The organism is Pseudomonas hormoni, from assembly GCF_018502625.1.
Lineage (GTDB): Bacteria > Pseudomonadota > Gammaproteobacteria > Pseudomonadales > Pseudomonadaceae > Aquipseudomonas > Aquipseudomonas hormoni.
In genome coordinates this window covers 6,157,994-6,181,215 of record NZ_CP075566.1, presented here as the reverse complement: position 1 = coordinate 6,181,215, position 23,222 = coordinate 6,157,994, and the positions used below count along the sequence as shown (strand labels likewise).

The 23,222-nt window shown below is 61.7% G+C and carries 23 protein-coding genes; 11 read left to right on the top strand and 12 right to left on the bottom strand.

What is annotated here, in order from left to right; translation table 11 throughout:
• Positions 1–34 precede the first annotated feature (34 nt).
• Genes KJF94_RS28740 through KJF94_RS28695 form a run of 10 tightly spaced genes read left to right on the top strand, consistent with a single transcriptional unit; the run spans position 35 to position 10,253 of the window.
• Positions 35–583 (top strand): outer membrane lipoprotein carrier protein LolA, encoded by a 549-nt coding sequence (locus KJF94_RS28740; RefSeq protein ID WP_214384975.1) that lies wholly within the window; start codon positions 35–37, stop codon positions 581–583.
• Positions 567–2,906, top strand: coding sequence for an MMPL family transporter (locus tag KJF94_RS28735; RefSeq protein WP_214380331.1), 2,340 nt, complete (start codon positions 567–569; stop codon positions 2,904–2,906). Before KJF94_RS28740 ends, KJF94_RS28735 begins: the two co-directional genes overlap by 17 nt.
• Complete coding sequence (locus KJF94_RS28730) at positions 2,906–4,063, top strand: cation:proton antiporter (protein ID WP_214384974.1); 1,158 nt, start codon at positions 2,906–2,908, stop codon at positions 4,061–4,063. The genes KJF94_RS28735 and KJF94_RS28730 overlap by 1 nt, the downstream gene beginning before the upstream one ends.
• Positions 4,050–5,297 carry an NAD(P)/FAD-dependent oxidoreductase gene (locus KJF94_RS28725; RefSeq protein ID WP_214380330.1) on the top strand — a complete coding sequence of 416 codons (1,248 nt, stop codon included), beginning with the start codon at positions 4,050–4,052 and terminating at the stop codon, positions 5,295–5,297. The genes KJF94_RS28730 and KJF94_RS28725 overlap by 14 nt, the downstream gene beginning before the upstream one ends.
• Positions 5,294–6,019 carry a class I SAM-dependent methyltransferase gene (locus tag KJF94_RS28720; protein WP_214380329.1) on the top strand — a complete coding sequence of 242 codons (726 nt, stop codon included), beginning with the start codon at positions 5,294–5,296 and terminating at the stop codon, positions 6,017–6,019. The genes KJF94_RS28725 and KJF94_RS28720 overlap by 4 nt, the downstream gene beginning before the upstream one ends.
• Positions 6,019–6,651, top strand: coding sequence for a hypothetical protein (locus KJF94_RS28715; protein WP_250548202.1), 633 nt, complete (start codon positions 6,019–6,021; stop codon positions 6,649–6,651). Before KJF94_RS28720 ends, KJF94_RS28715 begins: the two co-directional genes overlap by 1 nt.
• Positions 6,648–7,844, top strand: a complete 1,197-nt coding sequence (locus KJF94_RS28710; RefSeq protein WP_214380328.1) for a beta-ketoacyl-[acyl-carrier-protein] synthase family protein — start codon at positions 6,648–6,650, stop codon at positions 7,842–7,844. The genes KJF94_RS28715 and KJF94_RS28710 overlap by 4 nt, the downstream gene beginning before the upstream one ends.
• Complete coding sequence (locus tag KJF94_RS28705; protein ID WP_214380327.1) at positions 7,841–8,302, top strand: hotdog family protein; 462 nt, start codon at positions 7,841–7,843, stop codon at positions 8,300–8,302. The genes KJF94_RS28710 and KJF94_RS28705 overlap by 4 nt, the downstream gene beginning before the upstream one ends.
• Positions 8,299–9,027 (top strand): 3-oxoacyl-ACP reductase FabG, encoded by a 729-nt coding sequence (gene fabG, locus KJF94_RS28700; RefSeq protein WP_214380326.1) that lies wholly within the window; start codon positions 8,299–8,301, stop codon positions 9,025–9,027. Before KJF94_RS28705 ends, fabG begins: the two co-directional genes overlap by 4 nt.
• Entirely contained in the window at positions 9,027–10,253 is a 1,227-nt protein-coding gene (locus KJF94_RS28695; RefSeq protein WP_214380325.1) for a beta-ketoacyl-ACP synthase, read from the top strand. Before fabG ends, KJF94_RS28695 begins: the two co-directional genes overlap by 1 nt.
• 257 nt (positions 10,254–10,510) lie before the next feature.
• On the opposite strand, the gene KJF94_RS28690 is transcribed toward KJF94_RS28695, so the two are convergent.
• A complete protein-coding gene (locus tag KJF94_RS28690) occupies positions 10,511–10,777 on the bottom strand; it encodes a DUF6124 family protein (protein WP_214380324.1) in 267 nt (88 codons plus the stop codon).
• A gap of 506 nt (positions 10,778–11,283) precedes the next feature.
• Positions 11,284–12,186: a LysR family transcriptional regulator gene (locus KJF94_RS28685; RefSeq protein ID WP_214380323.1), complete on the bottom strand. Its 903-nt coding sequence runs from the start codon at positions 12,184–12,186 to the stop codon at positions 11,284–11,286.
• Between the two features lie 118 nt (positions 12,187–12,304).
• Between KJF94_RS28685 and KJF94_RS28680 the strand changes: the two genes are divergently transcribed.
• On the top strand, positions 12,305–13,582 hold the full coding sequence (locus KJF94_RS28680) for an MFS transporter (RefSeq protein ID WP_214380322.1): 1,278 nt from the start codon (positions 12,305–12,307) through the stop codon (positions 13,580–13,582).
• Between the two features lie 803 nt (positions 13,583–14,385).
• Here KJF94_RS28680 and KJF94_RS28675 read toward each other — a convergent pair.
• From KJF94_RS28675 to gspD, 10 genes are read right to left on the bottom strand one after another with little or no spacing between them, the layout of a single operon-like run.
• Complete coding sequence (locus KJF94_RS28675) at positions 14,386–14,817, bottom strand: type II secretion system protein M (protein ID WP_214380321.1); 432 nt, start codon at positions 14,815–14,817, stop codon at positions 14,386–14,388.
• Entirely contained in the window at positions 14,814–15,920 is a 1,107-nt protein-coding gene (gspL, locus tag KJF94_RS28670; protein ID WP_214380320.1) for a type II secretion system protein GspL, read from the bottom strand. The genes KJF94_RS28675 and gspL overlap by 4 nt, the downstream gene beginning before the upstream one ends.
• Complete coding sequence (locus KJF94_RS28665) at positions 15,917–16,768, bottom strand: type II secretion system protein GspK (RefSeq protein ID WP_214380319.1); 852 nt, start codon at positions 16,766–16,768, stop codon at positions 15,917–15,919. Before KJF94_RS28665 ends, gspL begins: the two co-directional genes overlap by 4 nt.
• Positions 16,765–17,307, bottom strand: coding sequence for a type II secretion system protein GspJ (locus KJF94_RS28660; protein WP_214380318.1), 543 nt, complete (start codon positions 17,305–17,307; stop codon positions 16,765–16,767). The genes KJF94_RS28665 and KJF94_RS28660 overlap by 4 nt, the downstream gene beginning before the upstream one ends.
• Entirely contained in the window at positions 17,300–17,683 is a 384-nt protein-coding gene (gene gspI, locus KJF94_RS28655) for a type II secretion system minor pseudopilin GspI (protein WP_214380317.1), read from the bottom strand. The genes KJF94_RS28660 and gspI overlap by 8 nt, the downstream gene beginning before the upstream one ends.
• On the bottom strand, positions 17,676–18,143 hold the full coding sequence (gspH, locus tag KJF94_RS28650) for a type II secretion system minor pseudopilin GspH (protein ID WP_214380316.1): 468 nt from the start codon (positions 18,141–18,143) through the stop codon (positions 17,676–17,678). The genes gspI and gspH overlap by 8 nt, the downstream gene beginning before the upstream one ends.
• A gap of 3 nt (positions 18,144–18,146) precedes the next feature.
• A complete protein-coding gene (gene gspG / locus KJF94_RS28645) occupies positions 18,147–18,602 on the bottom strand; it encodes a type II secretion system major pseudopilin GspG (protein WP_214380315.1) in 456 nt (151 codons plus the stop codon).
• Positions 18,603–18,605: 3 nt separating this feature from the next.
• On the bottom strand, positions 18,606–19,814 hold the full coding sequence (gspF, locus tag KJF94_RS28640) for a type II secretion system inner membrane protein GspF (RefSeq protein WP_214380314.1): 1,209 nt from the start codon (positions 19,812–19,814) through the stop codon (positions 18,606–18,608).
• 3 nt (positions 19,815–19,817) lie between these two features.
• Positions 19,818–21,290, bottom strand: coding sequence for a type II secretion system ATPase GspE (gene gspE, locus KJF94_RS28635; RefSeq protein ID WP_214380313.1), 1,473 nt, complete (start codon positions 21,288–21,290; stop codon positions 19,818–19,820).
• Positions 21,287–23,215 carry a type II secretion system secretin GspD gene (gene gspD / locus KJF94_RS28630; protein WP_214380312.1) on the bottom strand — a complete coding sequence of 643 codons (1,929 nt, stop codon included), beginning with the start codon at positions 23,213–23,215 and terminating at the stop codon, positions 21,287–21,289. The genes gspE and gspD overlap by 4 nt, the downstream gene beginning before the upstream one ends.
• Positions 23,216–23,222 lie beyond the last annotated feature (7 nt).

Sequence of the window (23,222 nt, the reverse complement as noted above, 5' to 3'; positions counted from 1 at the left end):
CCTCGCTGCGCTGGTGCTGCTCGGGTTGTCATCGATGGCTCACGCCTTCGATCTGCAACAACTCAGCGATCAACTGGCCAAACCCGATGTGATTCATGGCAATTTCATCCAGGAAAAGCATCTGCGCGCCCTGCCCCAGCCGCTGACCAGCAAGGGCACCTTCGTTCTTGCGAAAAACCACGGCCTGCTCTGGCTGCTGAAAACCCCGCTGCAACAGGATTACCGCATCACCGCAAAAGGCATCGCGCGGCGTGACGCCAGCGGTTGGCAGATGCTGCCGGGCAAAAGTGCCGGTGCTGAACAGAACCGCTTGTTCCTCGCCGTGCTGCAAGGTGACAGCAGTGGGCTGCAACGGGACTTCGAACTGTCCCTGAGCGGCGATGCGCAGAACTGGAAACTGACCCTGATTCCGCGCTCGCTGTTGCTCAAGCAGGTGTTCAATCAGATCAACATTACCGGCGGTGAACTGGTGCACAGCATCGAACTGCTGGAAACCCAGGGCGACAGCACTTTGCTGCGCATGCAGGACAGCACCAGCGCCCAACCGTTGAGCGACGCGGAGCAACATGACTTTGCCGAGTGAACGCGCGCTACCACGCCTGTTTCTGATCCTGCTGCTGGCCGTGCTCGCGCTCGCCGGTTGGCAATGGCGTGACGGCGCACCGCTGTCTGCCAACCTGATGGAGCTGGTGCCGGGCACGGCACCGGACGCGCTGGAACTGCGTGCCGAACAACGCATGCAAGAACCGCTGAACCGCGAAATGCTGGTGCTGGTCGGTCACAAGGACCGTCAGCAAGCGGTCGCCATGGCGCAGAAACTGGGCGAGCAATGGCAGGCCAGCGGTTTGTTCGAAAAGGTCCAATGGACCCTGCAAGCCGACTTGCCGGCGCTGCGCACACAATTGCTGCAAGGCCGCCTGGCGATGCTCTCGGCAACGGATCGACAGCAACTGATCGAGCACCCCGACATTTTTATCCAGCAACGGGTGCAGGCGCTGTTCGACCCGTTCACCGGTTTCAGCCTGGTGCCGAGCCAGGATGACTGGCTGGGCCTGACCGGACGCATCCAGAACAGCCAGCCGCAACACGGTTCGGTGCAACTGGACATCGGCAGCGGTGCGCTGGTTGCCGATGCCGACGGCAAGAGCTGGGTGTTGCTGCGGGCACGCACCACCGGCAATGCCTTCGACATGAACCTGCCGCTGCAAGTGGCCGAACTGCTCAGGCACAGCCGCGAAGAAGCGGCTCAGAGCGACGTGCAACTGCTGGCCGCCAGCGGTTTGCTCTATGCAGCAGCCGGTCAACAACAAGCCACCCGGGAAATGACCTGGGTGGGCGGCGGCGCCACCGTCGGCATTCTGTTGCTGTTGCTGCTGGCCTTCCGCCGATTGCGCGTGTTGCTGGCGTTCGTCCCGGTGCTGGTGGGCATGCTGTTCGGCGCGGTGGCGTGTGTGGCGCTGTTCGGCCATATGCATGTGATGACGCTGGTGCTCGGCTCCAGCCTGATCGGCGTCGCGGTCGATTATCCGCTGCACTATTTGTCCAAGAGCTGGAGCCTGAAACCCTGGCACAGCTGGCCGGCGTTGCGCCTGACATTACCGGGCCTGACGCTGAGCCTGATCACCAGTTGCATCGGTTACCTCGCGCTGGCCTGGACGCCGTTCCCGGCCCTGACCCAGATCGCCGTGTTCTCCGCCGCCGGCCTGCTCGGCGCTTACCTGTCGGCCGTGTGCCTGCTGCCCGCGCTGCTCAAGGGTGCGGATTTGCGCCCGGCGCAATGGCCGCTGCGGGTGTCCGAATATTTGCTTGATCGTCGTGAAGCGCTGCTCAGGATTGCGCGAACGCCGGTGCTGCTGGCCTTGCTGATTGCCTTCTGCGTCGGCGGCCTGTTGCAGCTCGACAGCAAAAACGACATTCGCCAATGGGTCGGCGCGCCGCAGCAATTGACCGACGAAGCCCGGACCATTGCGCGCATCACCGGTTACCAACCCACCAGCCAGTTCTTCCTGGTGCGGGCCGCCAATCAGCAAGAATTGCTCGAACGCCAAACCGCACTGAGCGAGCGGCTCGATCAGTTGGTCAACCTGGACAAACTCCAGGGCTATCTGTCGCTCAATCAACTGGTCAGCCAGCCCCGCGAACAACACCAAGTGCGCGAAGCGCTGAACAAGTTGCCGCAATTCTGGCAACCGCTGCTCGACGTCGGCGTACCGCTTGAAGCGCTGAAAGCAGAGTTGGCGAAGCTGCAGGCATTGCCTGTCGAAGACATCGATAGCGCGCTGACCGGTCCGTTGGCCGAACCCTGGCGCACGCTGTGGCTGGGCCCGACCGATGACGGCGTGGCGGCGATGGTCAGCCTGCAAGGCCTGAACAACCCCGCGCTGCTGCGGGTTCAGGCGCTGGACTTGCCGGGCGTGGATTTGGTGGATCGACTGGGTGAATTGAACAACGTGTTTGCCGAGACGCAGATCAGCGCCGCTGAACTGAAACTCGCCTCCTGCGTGCTGATCGTGTTGGTGCTGATTCTGCCGTTCGGCCTCGGCGGCGCGTTGCGCATCGTTTCGCTGCCGCTGCTGGCGGCGCTGTGCAGCCTTGCCAGTCTTGGCTGGCTCGGACAGCCGCTGACGTTATTCAGCCTGTTCGGCCTGCTGCTGGTGACGGCGATCAGCGTCGATTACGCGATCCTCATGCGCGAACAGGTCGGCGGTGCCGCCGTGAGCCTGCTGGGCACCTTGCTGGCGGCGCTGACCACTTGGCTGTCGTTCGGTTTGCTGGCGGTGTCCAGTACACCGGCGGTGAGTAACTTCGGACTGTCGGTGAGCCTGGGCCTGGCGTTCAGCTTCCTGCTCGCGCCGTGGGCCGGGCGACACGTGCAGGCGACCAGCGTCGCGGAGTCGGCAGCGTGATGGTCGTGCTGTTCTGGGCGATGGCCCTGGCGCTGTTCGCCGTGGCCACGCGGGTCGGTCGTCATTTCGGCCTGATCCCGATCGTCAGCCAGTTGTTGCTGGCCACCATCGGCCTGCCGTTGCTGATGTACTTCTGGATCGACCCCCACTGGCAGTTGAGCGGCGCGACACTGGTCGCACCCATCTGGCTGAAAAACCTCTACAGCCTGAGTTTTGCGCTGTTGCTGGGCTACATCCTCAGCGACGTGATCGATCTGCGACTCGATCGCCAGAGCCTGAAAATCGCCCTGCCGAGTTTCTGCGTTCCGTTTGCCTGCGGCCTGGCCACCGCGATCTGGTGGCTACCGCCCCAGCCGTGGATCAGTTCGCTGGCGGTGGGTCTGTTGTTTGCCATCACCGCGATCCCGGTGTTGTATCTGTACTTGCGGCATATCGGTTACCCGACCACCGCCACCCGGCGACTGGTGCAGACGGCGATCCTGATCGACCTCACTTGCTGGACGCTGTTCGCCATCGCTCAGGGCAGCCTGCACCTGAGCAGTCTGCTGCTGCCCTTGGCCTGCGCCTGTTTTCCCTTGCTGCTGTGGGTTATCGGCCTGCGCCAGCCACGGCTTTACAGCGGGTGTTTCTTTGCGCTGCTGGTGGTGGCTGAACACTACAAACTCAATGCGCTGATAGTCGGCATCGGCTATCTGCTGTGCATGGCCGCGCTGAAGGTACCGCTGGTGTTGCCGGTGCAGGCGATCTGGATGAATCGCTTGCAGACCTGGGTCGCGATCCCGCTGATCCTCACGTTCGGCATCGTGCAGATCAATGTCCACAGCGCCATGGACAGCCTGAGCTGGGTGCAACTGGCCGCGCTGTTGCTGTTGCCGATTGCCAGCAAACTGCTGGGCAACTGGCTGGGTCTGGGCTGGGCCGGCGCCTCGTTTGCCGGTGCCAGTCGCTGGCGCGAAAGTGTACTGCTGAACATTCGCGGCTTGAGCGAGATCGTCTTTCTCAACCTGCTGCTGCAACAACAGCTCATCAGCCCGCCGCTGTACTTTGCGCTGATGTTGATGGGCTTGATCGCGACACTGCTGCCGGCATTGGTCGGCATGCACCGAATCCCTTTGAAAGCTGCCGTCCCGGCAAGGAGCCCCCATGCCAACCGTTGAAATGGAACGTCGTCAGGTAGTGATCATCGGTGCCGGCCCCTCGGGCGCCATTGCCGCCGCGCTGCTCAAGCGCAAAGGGCATGACGTTCTGGTGATCGAGCGCCAGTACTTCCCAAGGTTCTCCATCGGCGAAAGCCTGCTGTCGCACTGCCTGGATTTCGTCGAGGAAGCGGGCATGCTCGATGCCGTCAACGCCGCCGGTTTCCAGTTGAAAAACGGTGCAGCGTTTGCCTGGGGCGAGCGCTACAGCGCTTTCGATTTTGGCGACACGTTCAGCCACGGCAAGCCGACCACTTTCCAGGTCCAGCGCGCCGACTTCGACAAACTGCTGGCCGATCAAGCCGCGCTGCAGGGCGTCGAAATCCGCTACGGCGAAGCCATCGTCAGCGTCGATGTCGATCGAGCGAAACCGCAGCTCGGCGTGCGTCGTGAAGACGGCAGCGAGTACGCTATCGAAGCTGACTTCATGCTCGACGCCAGCGGTTACGGTCGTGTCCTGCCGCGCTTGCTCGACCTGGAAGCACCGTCGAATTTCCCAGTGCGCCAAGCCGTGTTCACTCACATCGAAGACCATATCGACAGCCCGACCTTCGAACGGGAAAAGATCCTCATCACCACCCACCCGACCCAGCGCGATATCTGGTTCTGGACCATTCCGTTCAGCAACGGCCGTTGCTCAGTGGGTGTTGTCGCGGCAGCCGAACACTATGAAGGCCGCATGGAGAATCTGGACGAGTGCCTGCGCGGGTTCATCGCTGAAACCCCGAGCCTGGCCGGCGTGCTGAGCAACGCCGTGTGGGATACGCCGGCGCGCACCATCGGCGGGTATTCGGCCAACGTCAAAACCCTGCACGGCCCCGGTTTTGCACTGCTGGGCAACGCGGCGGAATTCCTCGACCCGGTGTTTTCCTCCGGGGTGACCATCGCCATGCGCTCGGCGAGCATGGCCGCCGGGGTTCTGCACCGTCAGTTGCAAGGGGAAAGCGTCGACTGGCAGACCGAGTTCGCCGAACCGCTCAAGCGCGGCGTCGACACCTTCCGCTGCTACGTCGAAGGCTGGTACGCCGGGACGTTCCAGGACGTGATTTATCACGAGGGCGGCTCGGCGGATATTCGCCGTATGATCAGCTCGATCCTGGCCGGTTATGCGTGGGACGAGCGTAATCCGTTCGTCAGCGAAGCCAAGCGCCGGTTGCGCATGCTCTCGGAAATTTGCGCGAGTGATGCCTCTTGAGCTACTTGAGCGAAAACTACGTCGAAGAGACCCGGTTCGGTTTCTGGTTCCTGCGCAGCCACACCTGGCAGCACCATGTGTTGCGCGTCGCGATCAATGACCTGCGCAGCCTGTTCAGCGAACCGTTGCCAGGCAACCCGGTGTTGCTGGATGCCGGATGCGGTCAGGGCAAGTCGTTCCAATACCTGCGCCAGACCTTTGCGCCACAGCGCCTGATCGGCGTGGACGCCGACCCGCACAGCCTCGATCTGAGTGGTGAAGAAGCCGCACGCCAAGGCATGGACGTGGAGTTGATCGGCAGCGACTGCGCCACGCTTGCCGTTCCGGATGCCAGCGTCGACCTGCTGTTCTGTCACCAGACCTTCCACCATCTGGTGGAACAGGAAGTGGCACTGGCCGAGTTCTACCGTGTGCTCAAGCCCGGCGGTTATCTGCTGTTCGCTGAATCCACCGAGGCTTACATTGATACCTGGGTGATTCGCTGGCTGTTCCGCCATCCGATGCACGTGCAAAAGAGCGCCGCCGGGTACCTCGACATGATTCGTCGCCAGGGTTTCGAATTCGGCCCGCAAAACGTGTCTTATCCCTACTTGTGGTGGAGTCGCGCCAAGGATTTCGGCTTGCTTGAACGCTTTGGCCTGCGCCAGCCAAAACCGTTTGGCCAACGGGAAGAAACCCTGGTCAATGTGGTGGCGCGCAAACCGCTTGAAGGTGCTTTGTGATGTTTATTGTCAGTCGCTCAAAATACATACCCTGTGGGAGCGGCGGTGCGGCGATCCGACTTGCCCGCGATAGCGGCGGTTCAGTCAGCATAAGTGTTGGATGTACTGCCGCTATCGCGGGCAAGCCCGCTCCCACAGGATTCGCGGTGATACTGAGATATTTGCTAATCGGCGCGATCGTGCTGTTGAGCGCCTGCACCAGCCACGCGCCGCTGCCCGAGCAGACCCCGAACCTGCCGTTGCCACAGCAACTGCACATCCAGCGTCTGCTGGACGGCCAGCGTCAGGATTGGGTGCTGGTGATTGCCCGTGAAGGCCCGGGCATTCGCTGGTCGATGATGGACTTGCTGGGCATTCCACAGGCACGTCAAAAACTGATCGACGGTCAATGGCAGGCTGACGGCCTGCTGCCACCCAATCCGGAAGCCCGGGAGTTGTTCGCCGCTTTGCTGTTTGCGCTGACGCCCAAAGATGAATTGCCTGGTAACTATCCCGACGCCTGGCAGCATGGCGCACAACGCTCCCTGCCGTCGCAATGGGAAGTCCGTTACTCACAACCGTTGAGCTTTGAATTGAACCTGCCCAAAGGTCCGAAGTATTTAGTCACGCCCCTGACCGGTGAGACGCCATGACCGCCTACCTCAACGCCCTCGGGGTGATCTGCGCCCTGGGCCGTAGCAAACAGGAAGTCGCGCGCAACCTGTTTGCCGGTGACTGCTCCGGCATGCGCAGCGAGGCCGGCTGGGTGCCGGAGCGCTCGTTGCCGGTGGCCGCGGTGCGCGGCGAACTGGCGCCGATCCCGGCAGAACTGGCGAATCAAAGCAGCCGTAACAACCAATTGCTACAGGAAGCGGCGCTGCAAATTCGCGACGACATCGATCAAGCGATCCGGACCTACGGCCGCGACCGCATCGGCGTGATCCTCGGCACCAGCACCTCCGGGATTGATGAAGCCAGTCGCGGGCTGGCCCATTACATCCGCGAACATCAGTTCCCCGCCGATTACGACTATCAGCAACAGGAACTCGGCGCACCGGCGAATTTTCTTGCCGACTGGCTGCAACTCAGCGGCCCGGCCTATGTGATTTCCACGGCCTGCACCTCCAGCGCCCGGGCGCTGATGAGTGCCCAGCGCCTGTTGGACCTGGGCCTGTGCGACGCGGTGCTGTGCGGCGGTGTCGACACTTTGTGCAAACTGACCCTCAACGGCTTCTCGGCGCTGGAAGCAGTCAGCGAACAACGCTGCAATCCGTTCTCGGTGAACCGTAATGGCATCAACATCGGCGAAGCCGCCGTGCTGTTCCTGATGACTAAAGTTGCTGGCGACAAACAGTCGCTTGCCCTGCTCGGCAGCGGCGCCAGTTCCGATGCGCACCACATTTCCGCGCCGGAACCGACTGGCCGTGGCGCTCTGCAGGCGATGCGCAAAGCCTTGAGCCGGGCGAACCTGCAACCTGAACAGATCGGCTACCTGAACCTGCACGGCACCGCCACTCAGCACAACGACGCCATGGAAAGCCTGGCGGTGTCGGCATTGTTCCCGGCCGGCGTACCCTGTTCGTCGACCAAACCGATGACCGGCCACACCCTCGGTGCGGCCGGCGCGCTGGAAGCGGCGTTCTGCTGGTTGAGCCTGAGCGCTGACAATCAACACCATGCGCTGCCGCCGCATGTCTGGGATGGCCAGCCCGACCCTGAACTGCCGGCCCTGAATTGGGTGACCCCGACCGATCGCCTGGCGTCCATTGCACCTCGCTACCTGATGAGCAACTCCTTTGCCTTCGGTGGCAACAACGTCAGCCTGATTATCGGAGACGCCCCATGATTGACTGGCCGCTCGCCGAACTGCTGCCGCACGCTGGCGACATGATCCTCATCGATCAGATCCTGGCGTTCGATGACGAGCAGATCCACACCCGCCTTACCGTCAAACCCGATGGTCTGTTCAGTCGTCCCGACGGCAGCATGCCGGCGTGGGTCGGTATCGAACTGATGGCGCAGAGCGTGGCCGCCTACGCCGGTTGCCATGCGCGCCAGCGCGGCGATGCGGTAGCGCTGGGGTTTTTGCTCGGCACCCGTAAATTCGAATGCAACGTCGAACATTTCCCCGCGGGCACCGAGCTGACCATCCACGGGATTCGCTCGCTGGAAGACGACAACGGCATGGGCGTGTTCGAATGCCACATCAACGCACCCGGCATTCACGCCACCGCTCGTCTGAACGTGTTCCGCCCGCCTCAGGCCGCTCAATACCTTCATGAAACCCCAGGAGTCCAGTCATGACTGAATCCGTACTGGTCACCGGTTCCAGCCGTGGCATCGGCCGCGCTATTGCGTTGCGTCTGGCTCAGGCCGGGCATGACATCGTGCTGCATTGCCGCAGCGGTCTGGCGGACGCTGAGGCCGTGAAGGTCGAAGTCGAAGCCTTGGGCCGCAACGCGCGCATCCTGCAATTCGACGTGTCCGATCGCGCCAGTTGCAAAGCCGTTCTCGAAGCCGACGTGGAAAGCCACGGCGCCTACTACGGCGTGGTGCTGAATGCCGGCCTGACACGCGACGGTGCTTTTCCAGCGCTGAGCGAGGATGATTGGGATGTGGTGATGCGCACCAACCTCGATGGTTTCTACAACGTGCTGCACCCGGTGATGATGCCGATGATCCGTCGTCGCGCCGCCGGGCGAATAGTCTGTATCACGTCGGTTTCGGGGTTGATCGGCAATCGCGGGCAGGTCAATTACAGTGCCTCCAAGGCCGGTTTGATCGGCGCGGCGAAGGCATTGGCGATCGAACTGGGCAAGCGCAAAATCACCGTCAACTGTGTCGCACCCGGTTTGATCGACACAGCCATGCTCGACGAAAACGTACCGGTGGAAGAACTGATGAAAATGATTCCCGCACAACGCATGGGCACCCCGGAAGAGGTGGCCGGCGCGGTGAATTTCCTGATGTCGGCGGAAGCGTCGTACATCACCCGGCAGGTGCTGGCCGTCAATGGAGGCCTGTGCTGATGAAGCGCGTCGTCGTCACCGGCATGGCCGGCATCACCTCATTGGGCAGCGACTGGGAAACCATCGCCGCCAACTTCGCGGCCAACCGCAGCGGTATCCGCCGGATGGACGAATGGGATCGCTTTACCGAACTCAACACGCGCCTGGCCGGTCCCATCGACGACTTCAAAGTGCCGAGCCACTGGACCCGCAAGCAACTGCGCAGCATGGGCCGGGTTTCGCGCCTGGCCGTCGGCGCAGCGGAACAGGCGTTGGCCGATGCGGGTTTGCTCGGTGACGCGTCGATCAAGGACGGACGCATGGGTGTCGCGTGCGGCTCCTCCACGGGCAGCACCGACGAGATCAAGGCGTTCGGCAACATGCTGCTTAACTCCGTGGCCGAAGGCCTGAACGCCAACTCCTACGTGCGCATGATGCCGCACACCACGGCGGCGAACATCAGCATCTTCTTCGGCCTCACCGGCCGGCTGATCCCGACCTCCAGCGCTTGCACCAGCGGCAGTCAGGGCATCGGTTATGCCTACGAATCGATCAAGTTCGGCCGTCTGCCCTTGATGCTTGCCGGCGGCGCTGAAGAGCTGTGCCCCACCGAAGCGATGGTCTTCGACGCGCTCTACGCCACCAGCCTGAAAAACGATGCGCCACAAACGTCGCCACGCCCCTACGACAGCGGTCGCGATGGCCTGGTGATCGGTGAAGGCGGCGGCATGCTGGTGCTTGAAGAACTGGAACATGCGCTGGCTCGTGGCGCGCACATTCACGCTGAACTCGTCGGTTTCGGCAGCAACGCCGACGGCCAGCACACCACCCGCCCAGAGCAGGCCACCATGCGCCGGGCCATGGAACTGGCCCTGGAAGACGCCGGGTTGCAGCCGTCGGACATTGGCTACGTCAACGGTCACGGCACCGCGACCGAACAGGGTGATATCGCTGAAACGCTGGCCACCAGTTCGCTGTTCGGTGAGCACATGCCGATCAGTTCACAGAAGAGTTTTCTCGGCCACACGCTCGGCGCCTGTGGTGCTTTGGAGTCCTGGTTCAGCATCGAAATGATGAACCGCGATTTGTACGCGCACACCTTCAACCTTGATGAAGTTGATCCGAACTGCGGCAAGCTTGATTACCTGCGCGGCGAGTTTCGCCAGATGAGTAATCAGTATGTGATGAACAATAATTTTGCGTTTGGTGGGGTGAATACGTCGCTGATTTTTAAGCGCTGGTCGTAACGAGGCAACGCACGCCGGATAAAGAAACAGCGAGTAACCTGTGGCGAGGGAGCTTGCTCCCGCTGGTCTGGGCAGCAGACTTTTCTTTTTGTGGCAGCTTCGCGGCCCAACGGGAGCAAGCTCCCTCGCCACAATAGTGTTGTCTCAAACAGGTCGGTTTGGCGTCACCCCGCTCCTGTCTGGCTCTGCGATAGCTGGTTACCCAGGATCCTCAGAGTCCCACAAGCCCCTTTCGGGAATCCTCGTTCCATGACGCATCAGGATGGCTCGAGGTTATCCAGCACACGGTTCACCGCCAGTTCCCCCAACATTATCGACTGTTGAATTCCCAGCAGGGTGTTGCTTTGCGATCCCTCCAGATACCTCGCGAAATCGCTCGCCATGACGTTGGCGGATGCCAGGGATTCACAGGCGTATGTCAACAAGGCCAGGTTGTCGATATCGGGGGAGACGAAGAAGATTGTGCTCGGTTGACGTCGAGTGTCTGGATCGATGTCCGATGGATTTTCTGTTGTATTCGTCATGTTTCGGCTACCTACAAAGTGGGGCCACCGAGTCGCTACTAATCAAAAGGGTGGCAGCCGTACGCAGGTTAGTAGACCGGGAAACACGAACCGGCGCGCCCGAGAGCGCCCTACGCACAGCTACCATCAAGGTGCAGGAATGAAATTACCTGACTGTTCGGCATGCAAATGCGCATCGTGTGAACACGGGCTACTAAACCCGATCACTGGAAATCAGTGATGCGAACGAAGTTACCGATGGCCCCCAAAGCGCACAAGCCGGCGGATTCTGGAGTAGTTGTAGGCAATGCCGCAAGGCGCTGTAGCCCGTTCAAGGCAGTTCGGAAATGTCCTACGCTATTCAGCGAAGTGTCCGCTATGGCATCGGTAACTGCGCCTTTTTTGGTGAGCTTGCGGACGCTTTCGCGGGCAAGCCCGCTCCCACAGGGTTCGGTAGTGTGCTGGAGATTGTGTTAACACCGCAGAAATTGCGGGAGCGGGCTTGCCCGCGATTGACTGCGAAGCAGTCACGCCTTCAGCGGCTCAACCTTGCGCGTCAACAACTCTACAAACGCCTTGGCCATCGGCGACTTCTGATCTTTACGCTGCACCAGCCACACGGCCGAAACCGCCTCAGGATCAAGCAGCGGCCGATAGACCACGCCATCAATCCGCATCCGCTGATAAGACGCCGGCAGCACCGACACCCCCAACCCCGCTGCCACCAAACCGATAATGGTCATCGCCTCGCCCGCCTCTTGCGCGAAGTGCGGGCTGAAACCGGCGTCCCGCGCCAGGCTGAGCAACTGCGCGTACAGACCACTGCCATAACTGCGTGGGAAAAATACGAACGGTTCGAGCGCCAATGCCGACAGGAACAATCCCTCTTCACTGGCCTGCACCAACGGATGCTTGGAACTGAGCACAGCCACCAGCGGTTCACGCATCAACTCCACCACGCTGAGCGAATCCGGCAAACCTAACGGGCGCATGATCCCGACTTCGATCGACTCGTCCACCAGCGCTTCGGCCACCTGGGTGCTGCTCATTTCCCGCAGGTTCAGGTGCACGGCTGGAAAGCGCTGACGAAACGAAAAAATCGCCTGAGGGATGGTCGAGTTGAACGGTGCCGACGAGGTGAAGCCGATTTTGAGTTCGCCCAACTCACCGAGCTGCGCCCGTCGCGCCACATCCGCCGCTTTGTCGACCTGCGCCAGCACCAACCGTGCCTCCTCCAGGAACAATCGACCGGCTTCACTCAGCTCGACCCGACGATTGGTCCGTTCGAACAATCGCGCGCCGACCTCCTGCTCCAGCGCCTGGATCTGCTGACTCAACGGCGGTTGCGAGATGCCCAGCACCTGAGCGGCGCGACCAAAGTGCAGTTCTTCGGCGACGGCGATGAAGTAGCGCAGGTGACGCAATTCCATGAAAACTCCATTAGGTCGCAAAACCTCTTAAACAGGTCGAACAATATATTGGATTGAATCATTAGGCAGCTATATGCTTTTTTCATTGCCTGACCGGCTGCCTGCCCCGAGGTCTGAAGTGAAAACTGCTGTCGCCCCACTCGCCCATGAAGTTTCGCCCGCCGCGCTGGACGATGCCGTCTCCGAGGTCAAGGACATCTACATCGAAAAAGGCACGCCGATGTTCATGCGCACTGTGCTGGCCTTGTTCTCTGGCGGCTTCGCGACCTTCGCGCTGCTGTACTGCGTGCAACCGATGATGCCGCTGCTGTCCCACGAATATTCCATCAACGCGGCGCAGAGCAGTCTGATTCTTTCTGTGGCTACCGGCATGCTCGCCATTGGTTTGCTGATCACTGGCCCGATCTCCGACCGTGTCGGGCGCAAACCGGTGATGGTGACGGCGCTGTTTGCTGCGGCGCTGTGCACCATCGCCAGTTCGATGATGCCGAGCTGGCACGGCGTATTGGTGATGCGCGCGCTGATCGGGTTGTCGTTGAGCGGCCTGGCGGCGGTCGCCATGACGTACCTGAGCGAAGAGATCCATCCGCAACACATCGGCCTGGCGATGGGCCTGTACATCGGCGGCAACGCCATCGGCGGGATGAGCGGACGCTTGATCACCGGGGTGTTGATCGACTTTGTCAGCTGGCACACCGCGATGCTGGTGATCGGCGGCCTGGCGCTGATCGCGGCGGCGGTGTTCTGGAAAATCCTTCCCGAATCGCGCAACTTCCGCGCCCGCTCACTGCACCCGCGCAGCCTCCTCGACGGCTTCACCATGCACTTTCGCGATGCCGGCCTGCCGTTGTTGTTTCTCGAGGCCTTTGTGCTGATGGGCGCGTTCGTCACGCTGTTCAACTACATCGGTTATCGCCTGCTGGCCGACCCGTATGACATGGACCAGGCCTTCGTCGGACTGCTCTCGGTGGTGTACCTGTCGGGTATCTACAGCTCGGCGAAAATCGGTGCATTGGCAGACAAGCTGGGCCGACGCCAGGTGCTTTGGGCCACCATCGTGTTGATGCTCGCCGGCCTGGCCCTGACGATGTTCACGCCACTGCCGGTGGTGATCATCGGCATGTTGATTTTCACCTTCGGCTTCTTCGGCGCTCACTCGGTGGCGAGCAGCTGGATTGGCCGCCGTGCCACCAAAGCCAAGGGGCAGGCATCTTCGCTGTATTTGTTCAGCTATTACGCCGGGTCGAGCATTGCCGGCACGGCGGGCGGGGTGTTCTGGCACTTGGGCGGGTGGAACGGGATTGGGCTGTTTATTGGTGCGTTGCTGGTGGTGGCGTTGTTGATTGCGTTGAAACTGGCGAAGTTGCCGTTGTTGCCGGGGGCTGCGTCGGTTTAGGTTGGCATGGGGTGTATATCCATTTTTTTGGTGATGGCTGATATTGGTTCCGCCCTTACGGCGGGTTACTTGGAAGAGCGCCAAGTAACCAAGCGCCTGCGCCCCTGACGTACGGTGGCTCGCCTAGGCTCGCCATACCCTCGCTCCGGTCCTGCTCCGTGGGCCCGCCGCCATCGGCCATCCATGGCCGGGGGCGGCTAACCCGGCATCCCTGCCGGGTTGCCCACTGCGCAGAACCTGCGCCCGGCCTTCCGACGGGGCAGATCAAGATCAAAAACAAAGCGAGGCGGCCTGATAGCCGGCCTGATGTCGTCAAGGTCATCGGCGGTGAACACCAACGTCATGCCCGCCAAAAATCCCCTGTGGGAGCTGGCTTGCCAGCGATGGACATCCAGACACCGCGTTCATTCAGGCAGCACGCGTTATCGTTAACGACCATCGCTAGCACGCTAGCTCCCACAGGGGAATACGCACACTTGAAGAGCCAGGTCGGCCCGAAGGCCGCCTCGCGGTGCTGTGGCGGTGGTCGCCCCCTCGTGAGGCCGAGTGGAGGTTCTGCGTAGTGGGCACCGCGGCAAGGATGCCGCGGTAGCCGCCCCCGGCCATGGATGGCCGATGGCGGCGGGCCCACGGAGCAGGACCGGAAGGAGGGCATGGCGAGCCTAGGCGAGCCACCGAACGAAAGGGGCAAAAGCCCTTGGTTACTTGGGGCTCTTCCAAGTGACTCGCCGTAAGGGCGAAACCAATAGTCGCCGTTACCGCAGCAACGGATATGTACACCGAACCAACCCAAACAACCGCAACTACCTGAGCACCACCCGCGCCTCAAGCACCGCATCACGCTTTTCCAGCGTCAGCGATTGCACCACAACCCCCTCACGCTCAGCACGATCCAGCCATTGCAACAGCGTCTTCGCATCACCGCTGAGGCTCAAGCGCAGCAGGTCGTTGTCAGCATCCATCTGATGCAATTCAAGCCCTACCGCCGCAACGCTTTCGCTGATACGCAACGACAAGGGCTGATCAGCAACGACCGCAACGGTACTGCGGGGTTGCGCCCGTTGCAGCTGCGCCGCCAGGGCCAGTTGCTGTTGATGCCGACGCTCGACGGTTTCCAGACGCTGACGGGTCGGTTGCCAAATCAGACTGAACACCGCGACAACCAGCAAAAACACGCCCACGCCCAACAGTAGTCGCTGCTCACGAAAAGAGAGACGTTGCCAGAAGATTTTCATGTGTGGTCCTCCACGGCCAGTGTCGCCTGCACGCGATTGCGCTCTTTGCTCGCACTGTCGAGCCTGACCGGCACACCTTGCTGCCGTCCGCGCTCACGCAGTTGCTCAAGCTCGGCAAAACTGTTGGCGGTCAACTGGACTTTCCAGCCGTCGCCCGCACGAAATTCGATACGCCGCACTTCAACATGACTCGCGCCGATAACCTGCTCGACCAGATCCACCAAACCGGCGATACGTGTCTTCTCCGGTTCGGCGGTCTGGCTCTGCAGCACCTTGAGCTGCGTCGCCAGGTCGACGATGCGGCTCTGGTCAGGGTAAAGCGCCTTGAAGCGCTGCTCGTTCTGGCTGTAGAGCCGACGGGTTTCACCCTCGATAAAATGGATTCGCGCGGCACTTGCGCCCCAGGTCAGCAGCAACAGCATCAGTAACGCCAACCCACCAAAATGCCAGGGCAGACGTTTGCCGCGGGGGGCGAATGTTCCTTGCAGCAGGTTGATGGCCTGGGAGTGGCGAAGAGTCAGGCACTGGTCGACATCGACCGCGTCGTGACGCTCGTCGATCCACTGGATATCCAGGGGCAAGGCCGGTTTGAGCGAGGTCAGCCCGTCATCCGACACCGCCACGCGAGCCGGCATTCCGCCGCCGAGCAACCATCGATCAAACCACCGTACGACGACCGCCTTAGCCCCGGGCAATACGTCCGCATCGACAAAGACAGAACGGACGCCAACGCCCGACTCGGCCAGCAGCTCAAGCACCGCGGCAAATCGCTCTCGAGCGATCACCATGACCGGATAGCGCCCTTCCCGGTCGCGAGCGCCAATGCTCAGGTGCAATTTCTCCAGCGCGTCACTCAGTTGATCTTCTACGGCAAACGCAATGGCTTGCGCACCGGGCTGGCGCCTGGAAGGCCACGGATCGCTGCGGACCCAGCTGCACATTTCCATTGGCAACAGCAGATCGACCGTTTGCCCGGTCAGTGCCTGCGCGGCTTGATTCAATGGCATGAGCTGGCGTTGACCGGTCGAAGACCACAGGCAGCACGGCCAGTTGATCGACGGTTCGGCCCGGCCCTCGGCGGTCAGGTAAAGCCAGGTGTTCATCGCGGCATCTCATGGTTGTTCGAAGGAAGAAGGCGTCGTTGCAGGACCTTGAATTGGTGTGTGTCGGGGTCTCGCTCGACATCAGTGGCCAGGCGCAAACGGCTTTGCCCTTGAATGACCTGCACCGTGATCCGGAACCAGCGGCTACCGGTGCCCAGCCCATGGCTGCTCAGGCCTGCGCCGGAGAGCAGCGGGTCCTGAGTAAAGGCCTGAACGCTCGTCCATGCCGTCGCCGACCGCTGACGGACCAACGCGTCGGCTGTCGTCGCTTCCACGCCATCGAGCGTTCTCAATACCAGCGTCGGCGCAGTGTTGATGTTCAAAGCGGCGTCTGCGGGAAGTAACGCGACCCAGGGTTCCAGTTGACGCAATAGCTGGCCGTCGACACCTGGAAGCAGGCGCAGCTGGCTCAGTTCCTGTAATGCGCCGACCTGACTCATTTGCAGCGGCGCAAGATCGAGCAGCTCGAGCAAGCGTTCCCAACGGTTAAGGGTGACCTGATCTATCTGACCCTGGGTCAACAATGAATTGAGATTGAACCGCCCGGCGAGGTCTTCGATATCGACGCGCAGCTGCGCGTCCTCGATGTCGAAGTCGGGCGTCATCCGCGCCCAGTCCTGAGTCAGGTCGACGGTTTTTTGCGAAGCACGCGCGGCGTCCTGTAGCTGCAAAAGCGCCCAGGTTTCCCCGGCACCCGCGAGTTGCCGCAAGTGAACGTGATGCATCGCTTGCCCACTGCTTTGCAACGACAGCCGATGACTGCGCAGCATGCCGCTGGTGATCAACAATGCCAGACTCATGACCAGCAACACACTGATCAGCGCGATGCCCCGTTGGCGCCTGTTCATGGCAACGCGCCCGGCAACAGCAGCACCCGACGTATCGCCTCGAAGCGGCCTACCGACACTTGCAGCTCCACTGCCAGCGGCGCCTTTGCGTCTCGCCCGGTCGACCACTCACTGCGCCATCCGGTTTGACGATCAAACAAGCGCCAGCTCAAGTCCCGCACATCGTCGAGGAGTTTTTGCCGCTGCATGATGGGCGTGCCTTCGCCCTGGCTTTCACGCCACAGCACACCGTTTTCGAGTCGGTACGTCAGTGTCTGGCGCTCGCTGCGGGGCTGGTCCAGAGGATTGCGCCAGTGGCCGCGCTGCAATTGCAGCCCCGTTTGCTGGAGCACGACAGGCGCTTCGGTGACCTGCAACAAGTCCCGCTCAATCATCGCCACCGCCCGTTGCAGGTGTCGAAACTCGCGTTCGTGGGCCGTCGTGCCTTTCTGCGCGCGCACGACGCCATCGAACAAACCCCAACTGGCCAGACCGAGCAACGCGAATATCGCCATGGCGATCACCAGCTCCAGCAAGGTGAAACCGGTTTGCCTATTCATGACGATCGGGTATCCAGCCGCTGGCGCGGTGCAGGGTTTGCTCGCGACCGGAAAGGATGACGTCAACGTCGACCTTGAGCAGTCGCAGGTCAGTCGATGCGCTGATGTGCTGACGCAGCAGCCAGTCGCGGCGATCCATGTGCACCACGCGCTGCTGTTGGCCGAGGGTCAACCCGGGTTGCAGGCGCAGTTCATTCAAATGGTTATCGGCCAACCAGGTGGCGAAGAGTCTTTCCTCGACCGCGCCGGTCTGCTTCAACACGTATTGGCTCGCCGACAGCACGGCCGCCGCCAGCGTCGAGAAGACCACCAGGGCCACCATGATTTCCAGCAGCGTGAACCCACGCGTGCGTGCCTGCGACAGTTCCTTAACCATCAATCACTGCCTCACCCAGACCATCGCTACAAAGGCTCAGGAGCGTGCTGTCCCGGGTCGCGAACGTCAGCGTGAAGGCGCTGGTCTCATCGCTGCTGAGCATCAGCAATTGCGGCGGTCCTTCATCGGCGCCCAGCATCAGGGAATGCCCATCCTGCTCAAGGTGCAGCCGCAGGGTTTCGGGCCACTTGTAGGCCGCAGCCACCGGCTCCCAGCCTCGGGCATCGAGGCGCATCGCGCGGTAACCGCCGTCACTGAGTCGCAGGCCGTATTCCTCGCCATCCAGCACCGCCCGTTCACGCAGCTGTTGAATCAGGCCTGCCATTGCGTGCGCTTCGTGCCGCGCCTGACGCACCGGATTAGGCCCGACGACCAGACTCACCATGCACAGCAGCACGCCGATCACAACGATCACGATCATCAACTCGAGCAAGGTAAACCCGCGGCAACGTTGGTGCATGGATCAGTCGCCCCAATTGCCGATATCGGTCGCATGCCCTTCACCGCCCACCACGCCATCGGAACCCAGAGAATACAAGTCGTAGCTGCCGTCGATCGATTGCACACCGGGATTGAGAAACTGATAGGGCGTGCCCCACGGGTCCACCGGCAGGTTTTTCAGGTAACCCTGAGGGTTCCAGTTTCTTGCCGCCGGCAGGCCCGAAGGACGTTTGTTCAAGGCTTCCAGCCCTTGCTGCGTCGAGGGGTAGTGGAAGTTGTCGAGGCGGTACATTTCCAGGGCGGTGGCGATGGCCTGGATATCAATTTTTGCCGCGGTGACCTTGGCCTGGTCAGGGCGGCTCATGAACTGCGGCACCACGATGGCCCCCAGCACGCCAATGATCACGACCACCACCATGATTTCGATCAGGGTAAAACCGCGTTGCCCGCGGCGCGAGTTACTGCGTAGAGGTTGCATGGGTCAATTCACCAATTGGTTGAGGCTGAGTATCGGTAGAAGAATGGCCATGACGATCAGCAGCACGACGCCGCCCATCAGCACCAGCATGGCCGGTTCAAAGAGGCTCACGACCAGCGCGATGCGCGCCGCCAGGCTGTTTTCCTGCTGCTCGGCGGCCCGTACCAACATCTGATCGAGTTCGCCCGCGCGCTCGCCGCTGGCGATCATGTGCAGCATCATCGGCGGGATGTCGCCGCTCAGTTCCAGGCCCCGGGTCAGGGTTCCGCCTTCGCGTACGGAGCGGGCGACATCGACCATGCGCGCGCGAATGGTCAGATTGCCAATGACAGCGGCAGCGATTTCCAGCGCGTCCACCAGCGGCACGGCACTTTTGCCGAGGATCGCCAGGGTGCTGGCAAACCGTGCGGCTTCCATCGCCCGCAACACCTCGCCTGCTACCGGCAGTTTCAAGACCAGACGATGCCAGCGCAGGCGCCAGAGCGGCTGGCGCAAACTCCAGCGCCATAGACAGATCAACGTCCCCAGTGCGCCCATCAATGCCAGGAAATGGTTGCGCAGACCGTCGCTCAAACCGATTAGCGCCTGCGTCAGCCAAGGCAACGGCTGGCCGCTGTCGACGAAGATTTTCACCACGTCCGGCACCACGTAACCGAGCAGGAAACCCACGATCGCCACGCTGGCCAGCATCAGGATCAATGGGTAGACCAAGGCCATCTGGATTTTCTGCCGCGATGCCTGACGCGCCTGGGTGTAAGCCGCCAGTTGCTCCAACACATGACCCAAGTGCCCGGAACGCTCACCGGCCGCGACGGTGGCGCGAAACAACTCGGGGAACGCCTTGGGAAACAGCCCCAGCGCGGTTGAAAGGGCATGACCTTCCATCACCCGACTGCGGACTGCCGACAACAGGCCGGCGACCTTGCGCCTGGCACTCTGTTTGGTCACCGCTTCCAGCGCTTCTTCCAGGGGCAGACCGGCCTGAACGAGCGTGGATAACTGCAGCGTCAACAGCGCCAGTTCAGCCGCCCCCAGCCGCCCACTGCGGGGTTGCGCACCGACGGGGCCACCCGTGCTGACCTCATTCAATTCACGCGGCCACAAACCGCGCTCGCGCATCAGTTGCCGGGCATGGCGCGGGCTGTCGGCTTCCAGTCTGCCCTTGCAGCGTCGGCCCTGGGCGTCGTCAGCGCGGTAATCGAACGTCGGCACTCGCTAGTCCTCCTGGGTCACGCGCAATAACTCGTCGAGGCTGGTCACGCCGTCGAGCACCCGTTGCCGACCGTCCTGAAACAAACTGCGGGATACCTTGCGCGTCTCATCGATCAACACCTGCTCACTGGCGCCCTGATGAATCAGCGCCGACACGGCCGGCGTGACGCTGATCAGTTCGTAGATGCCGATACGCCCGCGATAACCGTGCTGGCACTGTTCACACCCCACGGCGCTGAACAGCTGCGGTGGCGCCGCCGCATCGAGCCCGAGACGCTGACACACGGCCGCATCGGCGCGGTACGAGGCCTTGCAGTGCGGGCACAGCGTGCGCAGTAAACGCTGAGCCAGAATGCCCACCAGCGACGACGCCAGCAGGTAGGCATCGACGCCCATGTCCACCAGCCGCGTCACCGCCCCCACCGCGCTGTTGGTGTGCAACGTCGAGAGCACCAGGTGCCCGGTCAGCGACGCCTGAACGGCGATTTCCGCCGTTTCGCGATCACGGATTTCGCCGACCATCACCACGTCCGGGTCCTGACGCAGAATCGCCCGCAAGCCTCGGGCAAAGGTCATGTCCACTTTCGGATTGACCGGCATCTGCCCCACACCCGGCAGGTGATATTCGATGGGGTCTTCGACCGTGAGAATGTTGCGTGTCTGATCGTTCAGGCTGCTCAGTGCGGCGTACAGACTGGTGGTCTTGCCGGAGCCGGTGGGCCCGGTGACCAGCAGAATGCCGTGGGGTTTTCCGAGCAACTGGCGCAACGCTGCGAGGGTATCGGGAGGCATACCGAGTCGCTGCAACTCCAGACGCCCGGCCTGTTTGTCGAGCAACCGCAGCACCACCCGTTCACCGTGCGCCGACGGCAACGTCGAGACCCGCACATCGACTTCGTGCCCGGCCAGTCGCAGGGCCATTCGACCGTCCTGGGGGATACGTTTTTCAGCGATGTCCAGACGCGCCATGACCTTGATCCGCGACACCAGCAGCGTCGCCAACTCACGCCGGGGCCTGAGCATTTCGCGTAATTGCCCGTCGACCCGCATGCGCACCGACAGCGAGTGCTCGAAGGTTTCAAGGTGCACGTCCGAGGCATGCTCGCGCACGGCTTCGCTGAGCAGTGCATTGATCAGCCGGATGATCGGCGCGTCGCCCTGCTGCTCCAGCAAGTCAGCGGTCTGCGGTACTTGATCGACCAGGCTGAGCAGATCCAGTTCGTCATCCAGCCCCTGGGCAACCTGCTCCGCCGCACTCTGTCCGTCACGGTAAGCGGCGGCCAGACGCGCGGCAAACACATCGGCATCGAGGACCTGGATTGGCAAATTCCGCCCACACACCCGACGCGCTTCCGACAGCGCCGTCAGCGGCGTATCGGCTCGCAACAAAAGGCTTGAATCGAGCCCCTCGCACTCCAGCAGAACGCCGAAACGCCGAGCGAAACCGAAGGGCAGCTGTTCGATTTTTTCGCTCATGGCGAAACCGGGGTCTGCTTGCGCAAATCAAACACGGGCGCATCGAGGGCCGGGTCGAACAACTGCCGCGATTCTGCCGGCAGCAACAACGAGTTGTTCCCGTGCGCGCCCGGCTGGCTCAGCTTACGCAGCGCGTTGTAACGCTGTTGGCTGACGTCGGCCAGATCTTCCTTGCTGCGCACGATGGTGGGCCGCAAAAAGACCATCAGATTGCTTTTGGTTTGCGTGTCCCGGGTCCAGCGAAACAGCGCGCCCAGGTAAGGAATATTGCGCAGCAGCGGCACGCCGCTTTGCTGGGTGCGAACGCTGTCGCGGATCAAACCGCCGATCACGATGATCTCGCCATCGTCGGCCAGGATGGTGCTCTTGAGTGCACGCTTGTTGGTGATCAGGTCGGAAGAATCGATACCGGACACCGACGGTGCAATGTCCGACACTTCCTGTTCCACCTCCAGGCGCAACGTCGAACCTTCGTTGATGTACGGCTTGATCTTCAGGCTGATGCCGACGTCCTTGCGCTCGACGGTGGTAAACGGATTGTCCGCACCGTTGCTGTTGGTGGCGTAGGAGCCCGTCTTGAACGGCACGTTTTGACCGACGATGATTTCCGCTTCCTGATTGTCCAGGGTCAGCAGGCTCGGCGTGGAAAGCAGATTGCTGTGGGTGTTGCTGGCCAACGCCGAAATCAACGCGCCGAAACGGTCATTGCCCAGTTGCAGGAGCGCGCCTTCCGGGGCCGATTTTTTCTCGTCGAAGGTCAGCCCGCCGATGATCGGAATGTCGGTGCCGGGGAAGTTGATAAAGCCCTTCGCGTCGCCGCTGCTGATGCCCCACTGGACACCTACGGCTTCGGCGATGTCCCCGGAAATTTCGACGATGGCGGCATGGATCAGCACTTGGGCCCGGGGCTGGTCCAACTGACTAACGATGTTTTCGATGGTACGGATTTGCGCGGGCTCGGCGATCAACACCAGCGCATTCTGACTTTCGTCGGCCTTGATCATGAAGGTAGCGCTGGACGAGTTTTCCTTCACGCCGCCAAGGTTCGATGCCTGTTTTCGGGTCTGCCCCATGGTTTCGAGTACTTCGGCCAATTGCTTGGCATCGCTGTGGCGCAAACGAATGACCCGGGCATTGTCGAGGGACGCGGTGGCCGGCGTGTCCAGGCCACGCGCCAGATCGAGCAAGCGCTGGCGAACCGCTGGCGGGCCGATGAAAATCAGGCGGTTGGTTCGGGTATCGGCCAGCACCTGAATCGCCGTATCGGCGTTGCGCTTGCCCAGTGAAGATTCAATGATCATGGCCACATCCGCAGCCTGGGCGTGACTCAGTTGCACCACGGCATGCAGGTTGTTCTGCCCCGAATCCAGCTGACCCACGACCTTGGCAATGCGCCCCACATTGGCAGCCGTATCGGTGACGACCAGCGCATTGGCCGACACCGACGGGCCGACGTAACCATTGACCGACACCAAAGGCCGGACCAGCCCGGCAATATCGGAGGCGCTGCTGGTGTTCAGTTCGATGACCTGCGTGACGAACTGCGACGCCGTGGCGTTTTTTGCGGTGCCTTGGCCTGCTCGGGTTTTCGCTTCGGTGACCGGCGTGATCAGAATGCGGTCACCTTCGTCGATCACCGTAAAGTTATGAGCATCGAGCACCGAGTAAAACAACCGGCGAACGCCCTCGCGGTCGAGGGCCTGGCGGGACATGACGGTGATGCGCCCGGAGACTCTGGGGTCGAGCACCACCGTGGTCCCGAGAATGGTCGAGATTTCTTCGACGATGTCGCGCAACTCGGCATTGTTCATCGCCAACTGCCATTTTTCTTCCTCGGCTCGCAACGTGTCATGGAAGAACGCCGTCGCCAAAGCGGCCAGAAAAAGAAGGGTGCGCAGGGGATGCGCGCCGATGAAGCTGTTCATGGGAGTG